13 protein-coding genes and 1 pseudogene are annotated in these 17,258 nt (G+C 72.3%); 3 read left to right on the top strand and 11 right to left on the bottom strand.

Annotation, left to right across the window (positions count from 1 at the left end; all coding sequences use genetic code 11):
* Window positions 1–69 precede the first annotated feature (69 nt).
* Window positions 70–708 (top strand): YceI family protein, encoded by a 639-nt coding sequence (locus IEY78_RS19045; protein ID WP_189099863.1) that lies wholly within the window; start codon window positions 70–72, stop codon window positions 706–708.
* 89 nt (window positions 709–797) lie between these two features.
* Here IEY78_RS19045 and cimA read toward each other — a convergent pair whose 3' ends face one another.
* The 6 genes from cimA to ureA all read right to left on the bottom strand — a co-directional run bounded on the left by cimA (window position 798) and on the right by ureA (window position 8,437).
* Window positions 798–2,435, bottom strand: a complete 1,638-nt coding sequence (gene cimA / locus IEY78_RS19040) for a citramalate synthase (RefSeq protein ID WP_229700043.1) — start codon at window positions 2,433–2,435, stop codon at window positions 798–800.
* Window positions 2,436–2,774: 339 nt separating this feature from the next.
* Complete coding sequence (locus IEY78_RS19035; protein WP_189099861.1) at window positions 2,775–4,103, bottom strand: MFS transporter; 1,329 nt, start codon at window positions 4,101–4,103, stop codon at window positions 2,775–2,777.
* Window positions 4,104–4,280: 177 nt separating this feature from the next.
* Window positions 4,281–4,898: a TetR/AcrR family transcriptional regulator gene (locus IEY78_RS19030; protein WP_189099859.1), complete on the bottom strand. Its 618-nt coding sequence runs from the start codon at window positions 4,896–4,898 to the stop codon at window positions 4,281–4,283.
* 35 nt (window positions 4,899–4,933) lie between these two features.
* The gene (locus tag IEY78_RS19025; RefSeq protein WP_189099857.1) at window positions 4,934–5,974 is read right to left on the bottom strand and encodes an agmatine deiminase family protein; all 1,041 of its coding nucleotides are present in this window, start codon (window positions 5,972–5,974) and stop codon (window positions 4,934–4,936) included.
* Window positions 5,975–6,044: 70 nt separating this feature from the next.
* Window positions 6,045–7,739: an urease subunit alpha gene (locus IEY78_RS19020; protein WP_189099855.1), complete on the bottom strand. Its 1,695-nt coding sequence runs from the start codon at window positions 7,737–7,739 to the stop codon at window positions 6,045–6,047.
* Window positions 7,736–8,437, bottom strand: coding sequence for an urease subunit gamma (gene ureA, locus IEY78_RS19015; RefSeq protein WP_189099853.1), 702 nt, complete (start codon window positions 8,435–8,437; stop codon window positions 7,736–7,738). Before ureA ends, IEY78_RS19020 begins: the two co-directional genes overlap by 4 nt.
* Before the next feature lie 273 nt (window positions 8,438–8,710).
* Between ureA and IEY78_RS19010 the strand changes: the two genes are divergently transcribed.
* A complete protein-coding gene (locus tag IEY78_RS19010) occupies window positions 8,711–10,153 on the top strand; it encodes a cytosine permease (protein WP_189099851.1) in 1,443 nt (480 codons plus the stop codon).
* A 77-nt stretch (window positions 10,154–10,230) separates the two neighbouring features.
* Here IEY78_RS19010 and IEY78_RS19005 read toward each other — a convergent pair whose 3' ends face one another.
* The 5 genes from IEY78_RS19005 to IEY78_RS18990 form a co-directional block, all read right to left on the bottom strand.
* On the bottom strand, window positions 10,231–11,337 hold the full coding sequence (locus IEY78_RS19005; RefSeq protein ID WP_189099849.1) for a branched-chain amino acid aminotransferase: 1,107 nt from the start codon (window positions 11,335–11,337) through the stop codon (window positions 10,231–10,233).
* Between the two features lie 358 nt (window positions 11,338–11,695).
* Window positions 11,696–12,736, bottom strand: coding sequence for a 3-isopropylmalate dehydrogenase (locus IEY78_RS19000; RefSeq protein WP_189099847.1), 1,041 nt, complete (start codon window positions 12,734–12,736; stop codon window positions 11,696–11,698).
* 226 nt (window positions 12,737–12,962) lie between these two features.
* On the bottom strand, window positions 12,963–13,094 hold the full coding sequence (locus IEY78_RS34850) for a hypothetical protein (protein WP_085925161.1): 132 nt from the start codon (window positions 13,092–13,094) through the stop codon (window positions 12,963–12,965).
* A 348-nt stretch (window positions 13,095–13,442) separates the two neighbouring features.
* Window positions 13,443–15,074 (bottom strand): L-glutamate gamma-semialdehyde dehydrogenase, encoded by a 1,632-nt coding sequence (gene pruA, locus IEY78_RS18995; protein ID WP_189099845.1) that lies wholly within the window; start codon window positions 15,072–15,074, stop codon window positions 13,443–13,445.
* A 238-nt stretch (window positions 15,075–15,312) separates the two neighbouring features.
* Entirely contained in the window at window positions 15,313–16,239 is a 927-nt protein-coding gene (locus IEY78_RS18990) for a proline dehydrogenase family protein (RefSeq protein WP_189099843.1), read from the bottom strand.
* Window positions 16,240–16,501: 262 nt separating this feature from the next.
* Here IEY78_RS18990 and IEY78_RS18985 point away from each other — a divergent pair.
* Window positions 16,502–17,258, top strand: a pseudogene (locus IEY78_RS18985) (PucR family transcriptional regulator); the annotation flags it as partial.

Here is a 17,258-nt window from a genome sequence, read left to right as displayed (position 1 = left end):
ACCCTGGATCTCGTTGAAGCTTAAACAATCTCGGTCCCGTGCCGGGACCCCCGTCTTCGAGGAGGAGCCATGGCTCTGTTCCACCGCAAGCGCACCGCCGACACCCCCGGCGCCGCAGCCACCACCGCCCCCGCCGCCGTCCTCGACGCGGACCCCGGTCTCGCCGCGCTGACCGGCGACTACACCATCGACCCGGCGCACAGCAGCATCGGCTTCACCGTGCGGCACGCCATGGTCACCAACGTCCACGGCGCGTTCGGCGACTTCGAGGGCGCGCTGCGGCTCGACGGCACCGACCCGTCCCGCTCCACCGCCTCCCTCGACGTCAAGATCGCCAGCGTGGACACCGGGATCGCGGACCGCGACGGCCATCTGCGCAGCGCCGACTTCTTCGACGCCGAGTCCTTCCCGCTGATGACCTTCCGCTCCACCGCCGCCGAGCGCGTGGCCGGCGACCGCTACCGCATCACCGGTGACCTCACCCTGCGGGACGTCACCAAGCCGCTCACCATCGACCTGGAGTTCCACGGCTCGGCCACCGACGTCTACGGCGCCGAGCGGGTCGGCTTCGAGGGCGGCGCCGAGATCCTGCGCTCCGACTGGGGCCTGACCTGGAACGCGGCGCTGGAGACCGGCGGCGTGATGGTCAGCGACAAGGTCAAGCTCGTCTTCGACATCTCCGCCGTCAAGGCCGCCCCGCAGTCCTGACCCGGCCCCCTCCCCCCCATGACCGCGGCCCCGCACCGGCCTCCTCGGAGGTCCGTGCGGGGCCGCGGTCATGCCGTGCCCGGCGGCGCTCAGTCCTGCGGCTCGACCCCGGCCCGCAGCAGCCCGTAGGCGTAGGCGTCGTCCAGTGCCTGCCAGGACGCGGCGATGACGTTCTCCGCGACGCCGACGGTGGACCACTCGGCCTTGCCGTCGCCGGTGGAGACCAGGACGCGGGTGATCGAGCCGGTGCCCAGGGCGCCTTCCAGGATGCGGACCTTGTAGTCCACCAGCTCCATGCGCGCCAGCTCCGGATAGATCCGCTCCAGGCCCGACCGCAGCGCCCGGTCCAGGGCGTTGACCGGGCCGTTGCCCTCGGCGGTGGCGACGATCCGCTCGCCCTTGGCCCACAGCTTCACGGTCGCCTCGTTGGCGTGCGTCCCGTCGGGGCGGTCCTCGACGATCGCCCGCCAGGACTCGACGGTGAAGTAGCGCACCGGCGTGCCCCGGACCTCCTCGCGCAGCAGCAGCTCGAAGGACGCGTCGGCGGCCTCGTAGGTGTAGCCCGCCAGCTCGCGCTCCTTGACCCGCTCGACGAGCCGGCCGACCAGCGCGCGGTCGCCGCTGAGGTCGAAGCCCAGCTCCTTGCCCTTGAGTTCGATGGAGGCGCGGCCGGCCATGTCGGAGACCAGCATCCGCATGGTGTTGCCGACCAGCGCCGGATCGATGTGCTGGTAGAGGTCCGGGTCGACCTTGATGGCGGAGGCGTGCAGCCCGGCCTTGTGGGCGAAGGCCGAGACGCCGACGTAGGGCTGGTGGGTGGAGGGGGTGAGGTTGACGACCTCGGCGATGGCGTGCGAGATCCGGGTGGTCTCGGCGAGCTTGCCCTCGGGCAGCACCCGGCGCCCGTACTTGAGCTCCAGGGCGGCGGCGACCGGGAACAGGTTGGAGTTGCCGACCCGCTCGCCGTAGCCGTTCGCGGTGCACTGCACATGGGTGGCGCCGGCGTCCACGGCGGCCAGCGTGTTGGCGACCGCGCAGCCGGTGTCGTCCTGGGCGTGGATGCCCAGCCGGGCGCCGGTGTCCGCGAGGACGGTCCGCACCACCGCGGTGACCTGCGCCGGAAGCATCCCGCCATTGGTGTCGCAGAGCACCACGACATCGGCGCCGGCCTCGCTCGCGGTCCGCACGACCTGCTTGGCGTAGACCGCGTCCAGCGCGTAGCCGTCGAAGAAGTGCTCGCAGTCGAGGAAGACCCGGCGGCCCTGGGCGCGCAGGTAGGCGACGGTGTCCCGGACCATCGCGAGATTCTCCTCGGGGGTGGTGCGCAGGGCCAGTTCCACGTGCCCGACATGCGACTTGGCGACCAGGGTGATCACCGGGGCGCCGGACTCCAGGAGCGCGGCCACCTGTGCGTCGTCCTCGACGCGCACCCCGGCCTTGCGGGTGGCGCCGAACGCGACCAGCCGGGCGTGCCGGAAGTCGATCTCCGCGCGGGCGCGCTGGAAGAACTCGGTGTCCCGGGGGTTGGCGCCGGGCCAGCCGCCCTCGATGAAGCCCACGCCGAAGTCGTCGAGGTGCCGGGCGATGGTCAGCTTGTCGGCGACGGTGAGGTTGATGCCCTCGCGCTGCGCGCCGTCGCGCAGCGTGGTGTCGAAGACGTGGAAGTCGTCGGACACCGCGTGGGCCGGGGTGGTGGCGGGAGACGGGTGGGAGGCTGCGTCCGTCATGCTGGTCTGGCTCCTGTCGGGATCTCTCGGTCTACCGGAATAACCGGTTCCACCGTCCCTCCATGCTCCCTCGCGCTCCGCCTCCGGTGACGGGTGGGCCGGAAACGAAAAAACCCCTCGCGGGTGCGAGAGGTCTGCGCGCGGGTCTGGGACGACGGTGGCCGCGCCGTACTCGGTTCGTACGGGGCGGTCACTGCGGACCGGCGCGCCTGCTGCCAATAATCATGGCGAACGAGAGCACGATCCGCAGTCTGCCACAAGCCCGGTCGGCGTGGACGGCGGTCTCACCATGCGGGCGCACCGTCCACGCGACCGGCCGTGCGGGCGGTCGCCGCCCGCTCAGTCGGCGACCGCCGCCGGCTGCGGCGCCTTCCCGGCGGCCGCGCTCCCGCCGTCCCCGACCCGGTGCAGATCGATGCTGCGGGTCTCGCGCATGGTCAGGTAGACGACCAGCGAGACGGCCGCGCAGCCGGCGACGTACCAGTAGTAGCCGGACTCGTGGCCGCCGTCCTTGAACCACAGGGCGACGTACTCCGCGGTGCCGCCGAACAGGGCGTTGGCGATGGCGTAGGGCAGGGCCACGCCCAGGGCGCGGATGCCGGTCGGGAACAGCTCGGCCTTCACACAGGCGTTGATCGAGGTGTAGCCGGTGACCACGACCAGCGCGAGCAGCGAGAGCCCCAGGGCCGGCCAGAAGCTGCCGGCGTGCCGGAGCAGCGTCATGATCGGCACGGTCAGGAACGTCGAGCCGACCGCGAAGGTGATCAGCAGCGGACGGCGGCCGATCCGGTCGGAGAGCTTGCCGGCCAGCGGCTGCAGGCACATGAAGAGGAACAGCGCGCAGAAGCTGACCAGCGAGGCGGTCGGCTTGTCCAGGCCGGCGCTGCCCGAGAGGTACTTGGTGAGGTACGTGGTGTACGTGTAGTAGGCGACCGTGCCGCCCATGGTGAGCGCGATGACCAGGAACGCCTCGCGCTTGTGGGCCAGCAGCGCCTTGAGGGTGCCGCGCGCCGGGTCGGCTTGGGCGTCCTCGTCCGCCGCGTACACCTCGGTCTCCAGCATGTTGCGCCGCAGGTAGAAGACGATCGCGGCGCCCAGCGCACCGATGATGAACGGGATCCGCCAGGCCCAGCTGTGCAGCGCGTCCTCGGACAGGGTCCGCTGGAGCACGATCTGCAGGCCGAGGCCGAGCAGCTGCCCCGCGGTCATCGACACGTACTGGAAGCTGGAGGCGAAGCCGCGCTGCCCGGGCGCGGAGGCCTCGGTGAGGTAGGTGGCACTGGCCGCGTACTCGCCGCCGACCGAGAGCCCCTGCAGCATCCGGGCCAGGAGCAGGACGGCCACGCCGCCGTAGCCCGCGACGCCGTAGGTGGGGGCCACGGCGATCAGGATCGCCGAGGCGGACATCAGCGTGACGGTCAGGGTCAGTGCGGCCTTGCGGCCCTTGCGGTCGCCGACCCGGCCGAGCACCCAGCCGCCCACCGGACGCATGAAGAAGCCGACGGCGAAGATCCCCATGGTGTTCATGAGGTTCGCCGTGTCATTCCCCTTCGGGAAGAACGAGTCGGCGAAGTAGACCGCGAAGCTGGCGTAGACGAACCAGTCGAACCACTCGACCATGTTGCCGGCCGAGCCCACCCAGATCTTTTTCCATTGCTCTCGTCCCATAGCCGCTAAAGGTCGCGGACCGGATGGCCGTCGGCAAGGGTGGCGGGCGCAACGATCGCGCGTACTTGCGTGCCTTGCGGTCACGGCGGGGGCCGCGGAGGGGCCGGTCCGGGACCGCACGGCGCGCGGGCGGCCGCACCGCACAGGGTCGCCGTCGGGGCTGCCCGCGGCGGCCCGTCAGTCCCGGTCGGCCGAGAGCGACTCGTCGAAGAACTCCCGCAGGTGGTCGAGCACCTGGTCCCGGTCCGTGCCCGGGAGGCCGACGACAAGATGGGTGCCGAAGCCGTCGAGGAGGGCGCGGGTGCGGGTGGCGAAGCGCTCGGCGTCGACGGGCCGGAACTCCCCCTTCGAGACGCCCTCGACGAGCAGCGCCACCAGGTCGCGGTGCCAGGCCAGCTCCAGGTCGAGCTGGCGCTCGCGGGTCTCGTCGTCGGCGTTCTGGGAGCGGTTCCACACCTCCAGCCACAGCGTCCAGCGCGGGTCGCGGTGGCCTTCGGGGAGGTAGAGGGCGACCAGCGCGTCGAGGCGCTCGCGGGCCGGGACGCGGCGGGAGAGGGCGGCCCGGCGCTCGGCGCCGAGCTGCTCCTCGCTCCACTGGAGGGTCTGCACCAGCAGCTCGTCCTTGGTGCCGAAGTAGTAGAGGATGTGGCCGCTGCTCATCCCCACCTCGCGGCCCAGTCCGGCCATGGTCAGCCGGTCCAGGCCCTCCGCCGCGATGGTCGCCATCGCCGCGGCCAGGACCTGTTCGCGGGGCTGCTGGAGCCGGCGCCGGGGACGGCGCGCGGGAGGGGGCACGGGGAACCTCCGGGTCGGCTGGGCGGGCCTGCGGCTCAGGCCCTCGGCTGCTGCTGGGTGATGCAGTGGATGCCGCCACCCGCTGCGAAGATCGTACGGGCGTCCACCAGGGTCACCGTCCGGCCGGGGAAGAGCCGGCCGAAGAGCGCGGCCGCCTCCTCGTCGCGGGGGTCGTCGAAGCCGCACAGCACCACGCCGTCGTTGCAGAGGTAGTGGTTGAGGTAGGAGTAGTCGACCGGTTCGCCGTCCTTCTCGACCACGGTCGGCGCCGGCACCTCGACGACCTCCAGGCGCCGCCCCCGGGCGTCGGTCGAGGCGCGCAGCAGCTCGGCTGTCTCGGCGCAGATCGCGTGGTCGGGGTGGGCGGGGTCAGGCTGGGAGTGGACGAGGACGGTGCCGGGGCGGGCGAAGGCGGCGACGAGGTCGACATGCCCGCGGGTGCCGAACTGCCCGTAGTCGGCGGCCAGTCCGCGCGGCAGCCAGATCGCCTCGGTGGTGCCCAGGTACGCGTGGACCTCGGCCTCGACCTCCGCCTTCGTCCGGCCCGGGTTGCGGCCCGGGTCGAGCTGGACGGTCTCGGTGAGCAGCACGGTCCCCGCGCCGTCGACGTGCAGGCCGCCGCCCTCGTTGACCAGCGGGGCGGCGTAGCGGCGGGCGCCGGCCAGCTCGGCGACCCGCGCGCCGATCTCCTGGTCGTGGTCCCAGCGGGCCCATTCCTGGGCGCCCCAGCCGTTGAACACCCAGTCGGTGGCGGCGAGCCGGCCCGTGCCGTCGGTGAGGAAGGTGGGGCCTATGTCGCGCATCCAGGCGTCGTCGAGGGGGCGTTCGACGAGTTCGATGTCCGCGCCGAGGAATGCCCGGGCGCCTTCGGACTGCCCCGGTCCGGCGACGACGGTGACCGGCTCGAAGCGGCGCACCGCGCGGGCGACCTCGGCCCAGGCCCGCCGGGCCCGGTCCAGCTCCTGACCGCCCTCCTCGCCGAAGGTGAGGTTGGGCCCTGGCCAGGCCATCCAGGTGCGCGCGTGCGGGGCCCACTCGGGGGGCATCCGGAAGCCGTCGGCGGCGGGGGTGTTCATACGGGGTCCTCGGGGTCTGTAACGGTGTGACAGGCGGGCGGTGCACAGGAGCAGGCGGACGGCAGGGGGTTCACAGGAAGTAGAGGCGGGACAGCGAGACGGTGTCGGCCGGCTCCGAGCGCATCGGGTCGCCGTCGAGGGTGACCAGGCCGCTGCGCCCGTCGACCTGCACCTGGCCGATCCGGGAGTTGTGGACGAGGTCGGCGGGGCCGATGCCGCGGGTGCCGCGGACGGCGACCCGGCGGCGGCGGGTGGGCATGGCATCCCCGCCCTGTTCGGCCGCGGCGCGGGCGACGAAGGCCACGGAGATCTCCGCGGGGGTCGCCCCGTGCGCCCCGAACTGCGGCCCCAGCACCAGGGGTTCGCAGGTGTCGGTGGCGGCGTTCGGGTCGCCGGTGACCCCGTAGGCGGGGAACCCGGACTTCAGCACCAGCTGCGGCTTGGCGCCGAAGAACTGCGGCTTCCACAGCACGAGGTCAGCCATCTTGCCGACCTCGATCGACCCGATCTCGTGCGAAAGGCCGTGCGCGATCGCGGGATTGAGGGTCAGCTTGGCGATGTAGCGCAGCACCCGCGCGTTGTCGTCGTGCGGGCCGTCGCCTTCCAGGGGGCCCAGCTCGGCCTTCATCTTGCCGGCCATCGCGAAGGTGCGGCGCACGGTCTCGCCCGCACGGCCCATGCCCTGGGCGTCGGAGGAGGTGATGCCGATCGCCCCGAGGTCGTGCAGCACGTCCTCGGCGCCCATCGTGCCGGCCCGGATCCGGTCGCGGGCCATCGCGGCGTCGCCCGGCAGGTCGGTTTTCAGGTCGTGGACCGAGACGATCATCCCGTAGTGCTCGGCGACCGCGTCCCGCCCGAAGGGCAGGGTGGGGTTGGTCGAGGAGCCGATGACGTTCGGGACGCCGGCCATCTTCAGGACGTTGGGGACGTGGCCGCCGCCGCAGCCCTCGATGTGGAAGGCGTGGATGGTGCGGCCGTCCAGCACCCGCAGGGTGTCCTCGACGGAGAGGCATTCGTTGAGGCCGTCGCTGTGCAGCGCGACCTGGACGTCGTGGTCCTCGGCGACGCGCAGCGCGGTGTCCAGGGCCCGGGTGTGCGCCCCCATGTCCTCGTGCACCTTGAAGCCGCAGGCACCGCCCTCGGCGAGCGCCTCGACCAGCGGGGCCTCGCCCGAGGAGGAGCCGCGGCCGAGGAAGCCGATGTTGACCGGCCAGGCGTCGAAGGCGCGGAAGGCATGGCCCAGCGCCCAGGGCGAGTTGACCCCGACGCCCCACACCGGGCCGAATTCCTGGCCGATGATCGTGGTCACGCCGGAGGCCAGCGAGGCCTCCATGACGCGCGGCGAGAGCAGATGGACATGGGTGTCGACGGCGCCCGCGGTGGCGATCATGCCCTCACCGGAGACGATCGAGGTGCCGGTGCCGACGACCACATCGACGCCGTCGAGGGTGTCGGGGTTACCGGCCCGGCCGATCGCGTGGATGCGGCCCTCGCGGATGCCGACGGACACCTTGCGGATGCCCTGCACCGCGTCGATGACCAGCACATTGCTGATCACCACGTCGCAGGTCTCGCGGACCGCGGCGGCCTTGAGGTGCAGCCCGTCGCGGGCGGTCTTGCCGAAGCCGGCCAGGAACTCGTCGCCGGGCTTCTGGGCGTCCGATTCGACCCGGACGACCAGGCCCGAGTCGCCGAGGACGACCCGGTCGCCGGCCCGCGGGCCGTGCACCGACGCGTACTCGTGGGGGTCGATGGTCCCGGTCATGCCTGCTCCTCCGCTCCCAGGTAGCCGCAGGCGGCGGCCCGCCGCAGCGCTTCCGACTTCGCCCCCGGCGCGTCCAGCGGGCCGTCCACCAGACCGGCGAAGCCGATCGCGATCCGGTCGCCGCCGATCGGGACCAGCCCGACCTCCTCGGTTCCGCCCGGGTCGAACCGCACCGACGAGCCGGCCGGGACGCACAGCCGCATGCCGTACGCGGCCGCCCGGTCGAAGGCCAGCCGGGGGTTGGCCTCGAAGAAGTGGAAGTGCGAGGTGACGCTGACGGGCACCGTCGCGGTGTTGCGCACGGTCAGCACCGCCTCGGGCACCGGCGCCGGGCCGGCCGGTCCGGGCAGCACCGCACCGGGCGCGGGCGCGGCACCGCCCCCGGTGGCGGGGGCGGCCCCGATCGGGTCGACGACCACCGCGAGCCGGGAGCCGTCGTCGAAGACGGCCTCGACATGCACCTCGGTGACGACATCGGCCACGCCCGGCAGCACGTCGTCCGGGCCGAGCACGCCGCGGGCGGCCTCGATGGCCTGCGCGAGGCGGCGCCCGTCCCGCGCCGCCTCGCAGACGGTGTCCGCGATCAGCGCGGTCGCCTCGGGCACGTTCAGCCTCAGCCCGCGAGCCCGGCGGGCCCGGGCGAGTTCGGCCGCGCCGAAGAGCAGCAGCCGGTCGCGTTCCGTCGGGGTCAACCGCATCCCGTCACACCTCCCGGTCATTCGGAACAGATTTAGAGCGTCACTCTAACCATGAAATTCGCAGCGGGGAAAGCATTGACCGTGAGCAAGGGGATGAGCGAGATTGAGCGCTGAACCAGAGATGTGGGCCGATAGAGCGACGCTCTAAATGATCTCGCCGCCCGCAGCGCCCGGTGCGCTCCGCAGCCGAAGCCCGGAGCCCCGCACCCACCGGGCGGCGCCCGCAGCGGCACCGCTCGCCACACTGTTGTCCGGCCTCTCAGGGGAGCCCTCATGCCGATCGAACAACGCGGAGTCGACACCGTCCCGGACGAGGAGCGCACCAGCGGCCCCCGGGACCTCGTCTCGATCCTGCTCGGGTCGAACCTCGCCCTGGGCGTGGTGATCTTCGGCTGGCTCCCGGTCTCCTTCGGGCTCGGCTTCTGGCCCTCGGTGACGTCCCTGGCGGCCGGCACCGTCGCCGGCACCCTGCTGACCGCCCCGCTCGCGCTGGTCTCGCTGCGCAGCGCCACCAACCTGTCGACCAGCAGCGGCGCCCACTTCGGGGTGCGCGGCCGGCTGATCGGCTCGGTCATCGGCCTGCTGCTGTCGCTGGGCTACACCGCGCTGACGCTGTGGGTCGGCGGGGACGCGGTCGTCGGGGTGCTGCACCGGCTCCTCGGGCTGCCGGCCGGCGGCGCGGCCTACGCCGTGGTCTACGCCCTGCTGGCCGGCGCCACCACCCTCGGCGCGGTCTACGGCTACCGGGTGCTGCTGCGGCTGAGCAAGGTGCTCGCGCTGGGCCTGACCGCGCTGCTGGCCGTCGGCGTCGTCGCGTACGCCCACACCTTCACCACCGCGCCACCGCACGGCAGCAGCTATCTGCTGGGCGGCTTCTGGCAGACCTGGCTGCTGGCCGCCGTGTCCGCGGGCCTGAGCGGACCGATCGCGTTCATCACCCTGCTCGGGGACTACAGCCGCTACATCTCCCCGCGCCGGCACAGCGGCCGGAAGGTCTTCGGCGCCACCTGCCTGGGGCTGGTGGTGGGGCTGCTGGTGCCGCAGCTGTTCGGTACGTTCACCGCGCTCGCGGTGGGCGCGGGCAGTGACTACGCGGGCCCGCTGGTGGCCGGCGCCCCCTTCTGGTACCTGGCGTTCCTGCTGCTCAACGCCTCGGCCGGGTCGGTGGGCAACGCCGGACTGATGCTCTACAGCATGGGCCTGGACCTGGACGCGATCCTGCCGCGGGCCACCCGCACCCGGGCCACCGCGGTCGTCGCCGTGCTCTCCACCGTGCTGGTCTACGCCGGCCACTTCCTGTGGGCCGCGCAGGACGCGATGACCTCGTTCGTGCTGCTGATGACGGCCGTCGGCACGCCCTGGGCGGTGATCACGGTGATCGGCTTCGTCCGCTGCCGCGGCGCCTACGACCCGGAGTCCCTCCAGGTCTACAACCGCGGCACCCGCGGCGGCGTGTACTGGTACCGGGCGGGCTGGCACGTCCGGGCGGCCGCCGCCTGGGCGCTGGGCTCGGTGGTCGGCGTGCTGGGCGTGGACACGCCCTTCTACCAAGGGCCGCTGCTGCCGCTGACCGGCGGCATCGATCTGAGCTTCCTGCTCGCGGCGGCCGTGGGCGGGCTCGCCTACCTGGCCCTCACCGCCCGCGAGCCGCACCCGGCGGCCGGGGGCTCCCGGGCGCCGGCCGCCCCGGCGCACGCCCCCGCGGAGGCCGGCTGAGCGGGTCCGGCCCGGCCGTGCGGAAGGCCGCGGCCGCCGGCCCCGGGCGGGGCGGGCGGCCGCGGCCTTCGTCCGGATCAGCCCAGGGGGTGCATCCAGCCGTGCGTGTCCCCGGCGACGCCGCGCTGGATGTCCAGCAGCGCCTCGCGCAGCTTGAGGGTGACCTTGCCGGGCTCGCCGTCGGACTGGGTCCACTCCCCGCGCGCGCTCTTGACCGTGCCGACCGGGGTGATCACGGCGGCGGTGCCGCAGGCGAAGACCTCGGTGAGGGTGCCGTTCTCGGTGTCGGCCTTCCACTGGCCGATGGAGACCCGCTCCTCCTGTGCGGTGTAGCCCAGATCGCGGGCGACGGACAGCAGCGAGTCACGGGTGACACCGGCGAGCAGGGAGCCGGTCAGCGTGGGCGTGACGATCCTGACGGTGCCCGCGGCGGCGTCCTCGTACACGAAGTACAGGTTCATCCCGCCGAGCTCCTCGACCCAGGTGTGCTCCACGGCGTCGAGGTAGGCGACCTGGTCGCAGCCCTGCGCGGCGGCCTCGGCCTGCGCCAGCAGCGAGGCGGCGTAGTTGCCGCCGGTCTTGGCATCGCCCATGCCGCCGGGGACGGCCCGCACCCGGTTCTCGGACAGCCAGATCGAGACGGGCTGGACGCCACCGGGGAAGTAGGCGCCGGCCGGCGAGGCGATCACCACGAAGAGGTACTCGTTGGCCGGCTTCACGCCGAGGCCGACCTCGGTCGCGATCATGAACGGGCGCAGGTAGAGCGACTCCTCGCCGCCGTGCGCGGGCACCCAGTCCTTGTCCTGCGCCACCAGCGCGTCGCACGCCTCCAGGAAGGTCTCCACGGGCAGCTCCGGCATGGCCAGCCGGCGCGCGGAGGCCTGGAAACGACGGGCGTTGGCGTCGGGGCGGAAGGTCGCGACGGAGCCGTCGGGCTGCCGGTAGGCCTTGAGGCCCTCGAAGATCTCCTGCGCGTAGTGCAGGACATTGGTCGCCGGGTCGAGCGAGAGCGGGCCGTAGGGCACGAGCTGGCCGTCGTGCCAGCCGCGGCCCTCGGTCCACTTGATCGTCACCATGTGGTCGGTGAAGTGGCGGCCGAAGCCGGGGGCGGCCAGGATCTGCTCCCGCTCCGCGTCGGACAGCGGATGCGAGGAGGGCTTGAGCTCGATCGTGGGCGTCGTCATGAGTGCATGTCCTTCACTGCGTGTTCCGATACCGCTCGTCACCGGACCGGCCCTCCGGCCGGGGGTGCGGGGGGCGGCCCCCACCATGCGGCACCGGTGCGGTTTGTACGGCCGCGCTCACGGCAGTTCTTGAACGTAACCGGTCGTGCTGGGGACGTCCGAGTTCTCGCGGGCGGCGATGCCACGTCCGATTATCGCTCGTGGCCCCCGGCCGCCGGAACCGTGTGCGCGCTCCGGCTCCGATGGTCGCACCCCGCCGGGCCGGGGCGCGTGGCGGGTCACGACATACAGCGCCGGACCTGGACGTATCCGTCCCGGCCCGGCGCTGTGGGTGGTGCGTGTGCGCTGGCTGCGGGCCTCAGCCCGCTACGCGTGCGGCGAGCGCGTCGCCGGTCTCGTCGGTGCTGCGCGGCGCGTCGCCGCGGGACTGGAGGTCCGCCGCGACGGCCTCCTCGACGCGGGCGGCCTGCGGCGCGTAGCCGAGGTGGCGCAGCAGCAGGGCGACCGAGAGGACGGTGGCCGTCGGGTCGGCCTTGCCGGTGCCCGCGATGTCCGGGGCCGAGCCGTGCACCGGCTCGAACATCGAGGGGAACGCGCCGGTCGGGTTGATGTTCCCGGACGCGGCCAGGCCGATACCACCGGTGACGGCCGCGGCGAGGTCGGTGAGGATGTCGCCGAAGAGGTTGTCGGTGACGATCACGTCGAACCGCTCGGGCTGGGTGACGAAGAAGATCGTCGCGGCGTCGACATGCAGGTAGTCGGTGGTGACCTCGGGGTACTCCTGGCCGACCTTGTCGAAGATGTTCTTCCACATGTGGCCCGCGTACACCAGCACGTTGTTCTTGTGCACCAGCGTCAGCTTCTTGCGCGGGCGGGCGTTGGCCCGCTCGTACGCGTCGCGCACCACGCGCTCCACGCCGTAGGCGGTGTTGAGGCTGACCTCGGTGGCGACCTCGGCGGGGGTGCCGGTGCGCAGCGAGCCGCCGTTGCCGGTGTACGGGCCCTCGGTCCCCTCGCGCACCACCACGAAGTCGATCTCGGGGCGGCCGGCGAGCGGGGTGGAGGTGTTCGGGAACAGCTTCGACGGGCGCAGGTTCACGTAGTGGTCGAAGGCGAAGCGGAGCTTGAGCAGCAGCCCGCGCTCCAGCACACCGGACGGCACGGACGGGTCGCCGATCGCACCGAGCAGGATCGCGTCGTGCTGCTTGAGCGACTCCAGCTCCGCGTCCGGCAGGGTCTCACCGGTCGCGTGCCATCGCCGGGCACCGAGGTCGTACTCCTTGGTTTCCAGCTTGACGTCCTGCGGGAGGACCGCGGTCAGGACCTTCAGGCCCTGGGCCACGACTTCCCGGCCGATTCCGTCACCGGGGATCACTGCGAGGCGAATGCTGCGAGACATACCGCGGACCCTACTCGTCCGTCCCATTGTTTGACACGTAACGTCCGCCATACGGACAGCAGCGCGCCCGCGTCCCGCACGGGAAAGGGGCGCCCGGAATCCGGGCGCCCCTCATGGTCAGGACAGGAAGAGCCAGCGGGTCACGGACTGCCGGATCCGCCAGCAGCAGCGGCACGGCACCGAGGCCGGCCTGCTCGGCAGGGACCCGCTTCGCACGCGCAGCATGTCAGTGCCCGGTGGAGCCGCCGTTGTCCCGGCGGTCGAGGGCACGTTGCAGGGCGGCCGCCGCGTTCCTGCGGTCGGCTTCGTTGGTCGTCCGGACGGAGTGACGGGTCCTGCGGACAGCAGTCTCGGCCATGATGCACGTCTCCAATGCCAGAGCCCCGAGAAGAAATGGGATGCGTCGATCCATGAGCGGCCGGAAAGGGCGGGGGCCCCGGCGCGGCAGGGGTCACCTGCGCGTGCGCACCGGGCCACATCCGCCACGCTCGATGGAGCGCTACGTTCGGCTTCCTACAACGCTAGGACAGCTCGGCCGTGATGTCTGCACAATTACTTGGGCTTCCTACTATCTGAGACGGCGGCCTGGTGATCGAACGAGTGCTCCCCGGATCCGCGCAGCTCACGGAGGTGCGAGGCCTGACACGACGCCGACGGCCCGGCGCCCCTGGGGAGAGGGGAGCCGGGCCGTCGGTGTGTGCGGGCGTCAGCCCATGTGCGGGTAGCGGTAGTCCGTCGGCGGGACCAGGGTCTCCTTGATGGAGCGGGTCGAGGTCCAGCGCATCAGGTTCTGCTTGGCGCCGGCCTTGTCGTTGGTGCCGGACGCGCGGCCGCCGCCGAAGGGCTGCTGGCCGACGACGGCGCCGGTCGGCTTGTCGTTGATGTAGAAGTTGCCGGCCGCGAAGCGCAGCAGCTCGCAGGTGCGGGCGGCCTCGGCGCGGTCCCGGGCGATGACGCAACCGGTCAGGCCGTACGCCGAGGCGGACTCCATCTGGATGAGCATCGCGTCGTAGTCGGCGTCGTCGTAGACGTAGACGCCGAGGATCGGGCCGAAGTACTCGTCCTTGAAGATCTCGTTCTCCGGGTCGGTGGAGACCAGGACCGTCGGGCGGACGAAGTAGCCCTCGCTGTCGTCGTACGTGCCGCCGGCCACGACCTCGACCGTCGGGTCGGCCTTGGCGCGGTCGATCGCCGCCTTGTTCTTGGCGAAGGAGCGCTCGTCGATGACGGCGGACATGAAGTTCGACAGGTCCGAGACGTCGCCCATGGAGAGGGCGTCGACCTCGGCCGCGAACTCCTCCTTGAGGCCGGAGTTCCACAGCGACGCGGGAACGTAGGCGCGGGAGGCCGCGGAGCACTTCTGGCCCTGGAACTCGAAGGCGCCACGGGTCATGGCGGTCTTCAGCACGGCGCGGTCGGCCGAGGGGTGGGCGACGATGAAGTCCTTGCCGCCGGTCTCGCCGACGAGCCGCGGGTAGGTCTTGTAGTTCTCGATGTTGTTGCCGACCGTCTTCCACAGGTACTGGAAGGTCTTGGTCGAACCGGTGAAGTGGATGCCCGCGAGGTCCGGGTGGGTCAGCGCGACCTCGGAGACGTCCTTGCCGTCGCCGGTGACGAGGTTGATGACGCCCTTGGGCAGCCCGGCCTCCTCCAGCAGCTGCATCAGCAGCACGGCCGCGTAGGTCTGCGTCGGGGACGGCTTCCAGACCACGGTGTTGCCCATGAGGGCGGGCGCGGTCGGGAGGTTGCCGGCGATCGCGGTGAAGTTGAACGGCGTGATCGCGTAGACGAAGCCTTCGAGGGGGCGGTGGTCCGAACGGTTCCAGACGCCCGGGGAGTTCGCCGGGGGCTGCTCGGCGAGGATCTGGCGTGCGAAGTGCACGTTGAAGCGCCAGAAGTCGATGAGCTCGCAGGGGGTGTCGATCTCGGCCTGCTGGGCGGTCTTGGACTGGCCGAGCATGGTGGCGGCGGCCATCGTCTCGCGCCAGGGGCCGGAGAGCAGGTCGGCGGCCTTGAGGATGATCGCGGCGCGGTCGTCGAAGGGCAGCGCGCGCCAGGCCGGGGCGGCGGCCAGCGCGGCGTCGACCGCGTCCTGGCCGTCCTTGACGGTGGCGTTGGCGTACGTGCCGAGACGGGCCGAGTGGTGGTGCGGCTGGACGACGTCGAAGCGCTCGCCGCCGCCCATCCGGCGCTCGCCGCCGATGGTCATCGGCAGCTCGATCGGGTTGCCGGCCAGCTCCTTGAGCTTGGCCTCCAGACGGGAACGCTCCGGGCTGCCGGGGGCGTAGGTGTGGACCGGCTCGTTCACCGGCACGGGGACCTGGGTCACAGCGTCCATAGCGGCCGTGTCTCCTTCGATTTCGCTCGTCGGTTGTCGTACGTCGTGGTGCGGCCGCGGCCGCGTCGGGTGGGCGGCTGCGGGCGGCGCCGTCCGGGTGCGCACCCCGGGCTTACAGCATCCACCCGCGCGGGCCCCGGCGGGGCGCTCAGCCGCGGGTCGCCAATGACCTCAGACTGCGAACTCCCGGGGGATGACCCCCGGACCCCCAGCCGGAAACCGTGGCGGCCCATGGTCGTCAGCCGCGGGTCGCCAGCGACCTCAGGAAGAAGGCGAGGTTCGCGGGGCGCTCGGCGAGGCGGCGCATGAAGTAGCCGTACCAGTCGGTGCCGTAGGGGATGTACACCCGCATACGGTGCCCCTCGGCGACCAGCCGCTGCTGCTCCGCCTCGCGGATGCCGTAGAGCATCTGGAATTCGTAGTCGGCGGGCTTGCGGCCGTTGCGGTGCGCCAGCTCCTGGCCGATGGCCACCATGCGCGGGTCGTGCGACCCGATCATGGGGTAGCCCTCCCCCGCCATGAGGATCTTCAGGCAGCGCACATACGCCCTGTCCACCTCCCGCTTGTCCTGGAAGGCGACGCTCGCGGGCTCCTTGTACGCGCCCTTGACCAGCCGCACCCGGGATCCTTCCCCGGCGAGCACACGGCAGTCGTCCTCGGTACGGAAGAGGTAGGACTGGAGCACCGCGCCGGTCTGCGGGAACTGCTCGCGCAGCTCGGCGAGGATCGCGAGGGTGGAGTCGACCGTGGTGTGGTCCTCCATGTCGAGGGTCACGGTCGTACCGCCCTCGGCCGCCGCCTCGACCACCGGGCGGACGTTCTTCAGCGCCAGCTCGTGGCCGCCGGGCAGCGCCTGCCCGAAAGCGGACAGCTTGACCGACATCTCGGCCTTGACACCGAGCCCCTGCTCCTTGAGGGCCGCGGCCAGCTGGAGGTAGGCATCGCGGTTGCGCAGCGCCTCGGCCGGGTCGGTGATGTCCTCGCCCAGATGGTCGAGGGTGACCTCCAGGCCCCGTGCGGCGAGCGACCGCACGGCCGCCATCGACTCGTCCAGCCGCTCGCCGGCGACGAACCGGTCCACGACGGGGCGGGTGACCGGAGCGGCCGCGACGATGCGGCGGATGCTGTCGCTGCGCGCTGCGGCGAGAAGCACGGGACCCAGCATGGGCACCTCCACGATTCAGGGGACAAGTGCCGTGCGGACCCCGGAACGGGCGAACGCGTCGGCAAGATTGAGCCACCTGAAACTTAAGGATCTCGCTACTTCCCGGCCATCGACAGCTGTCACGCCTTCGTGGTCGGGATCTCAGACAGATGTATGAGAATGAGGGGAAGGAGCCGATGCCAGCGATGACTGCGGTGTGACAGTTGTCGAGGATGCCGGAGATGCCGGTGGGGTGGCACCAGGGAGAGGAGCCGGACGGCGGATGCGGGGCGACTACCAGCAGCTCGTGGACGAGATCTCGGCGGCGCTCGGCGCCCCGGCGACCCTGGAGGACCGGGATTTCGGACTGATCGCGTTCGGCGCGCACGAGGGTGACGACGACGACGTCATGGACCCGGTGCGCACCCGCTCGATCCTCCAGCGCCGCTCCTCGGCAGCGGTGCGGGCCTGGTTCGAGGCCTTCGGGATCGCCCGCGCCAAAACGGCGCTGCGCATCCCGCCGGACCCGGCCGCCGGGGTCTTCCGGGGGCGGATCTGCCTGCCCGTACGCCACCGCGGCATCGTGCACGGCTACGTCTGGCTGCTGGACGACGGGCATCTGACCGACCTCGCACTGGGCGGCCGGGGCGCGCCGCCCGACCCGCGGATCGCGCAGGCGATGGAGACCGCCTCCCGGATCGGCGCGCTGCTGGCCGACGAGGCCCGCGCCGGGTCCGAACTCGGCGATCTGCTGCGGGAGTTGCTGGAGGCCCCGGCCGCCGGACGGCCGGCCGCGGCGGGTGCCCTGCGCGAGGCGCTGCGCGAGGGCCTGCGCTACTCCCCCGGCGCGCCGCTCACACTGGTCGCGGTGCTGCCCTGGGACACCTCCGACACCGACACCGCGCCGCTGCCCGGGCTGCCGGGCCTGCTCGCCGCGTGCGCCCTGCCCGCGGGCGGCGGCCCGGACGGCGGCGGGGGCGGGGACGCGGCCGCGAACGGCACCGGGAACGGCACGGGGGCGGCCGCGGCGGACCGGTCAC

The organism is Streptomyces kronopolitis (genome assembly GCF_014646275.1).
GTDB lineage: Bacteria > Actinomycetota > Actinomycetes > Streptomycetales > Streptomycetaceae > Streptomyces > Streptomyces kronopolitis.
Note: the sequence above shows the minus strand (reverse complement) of the source record. Positions and strands in the feature narration are given on the sequence as shown.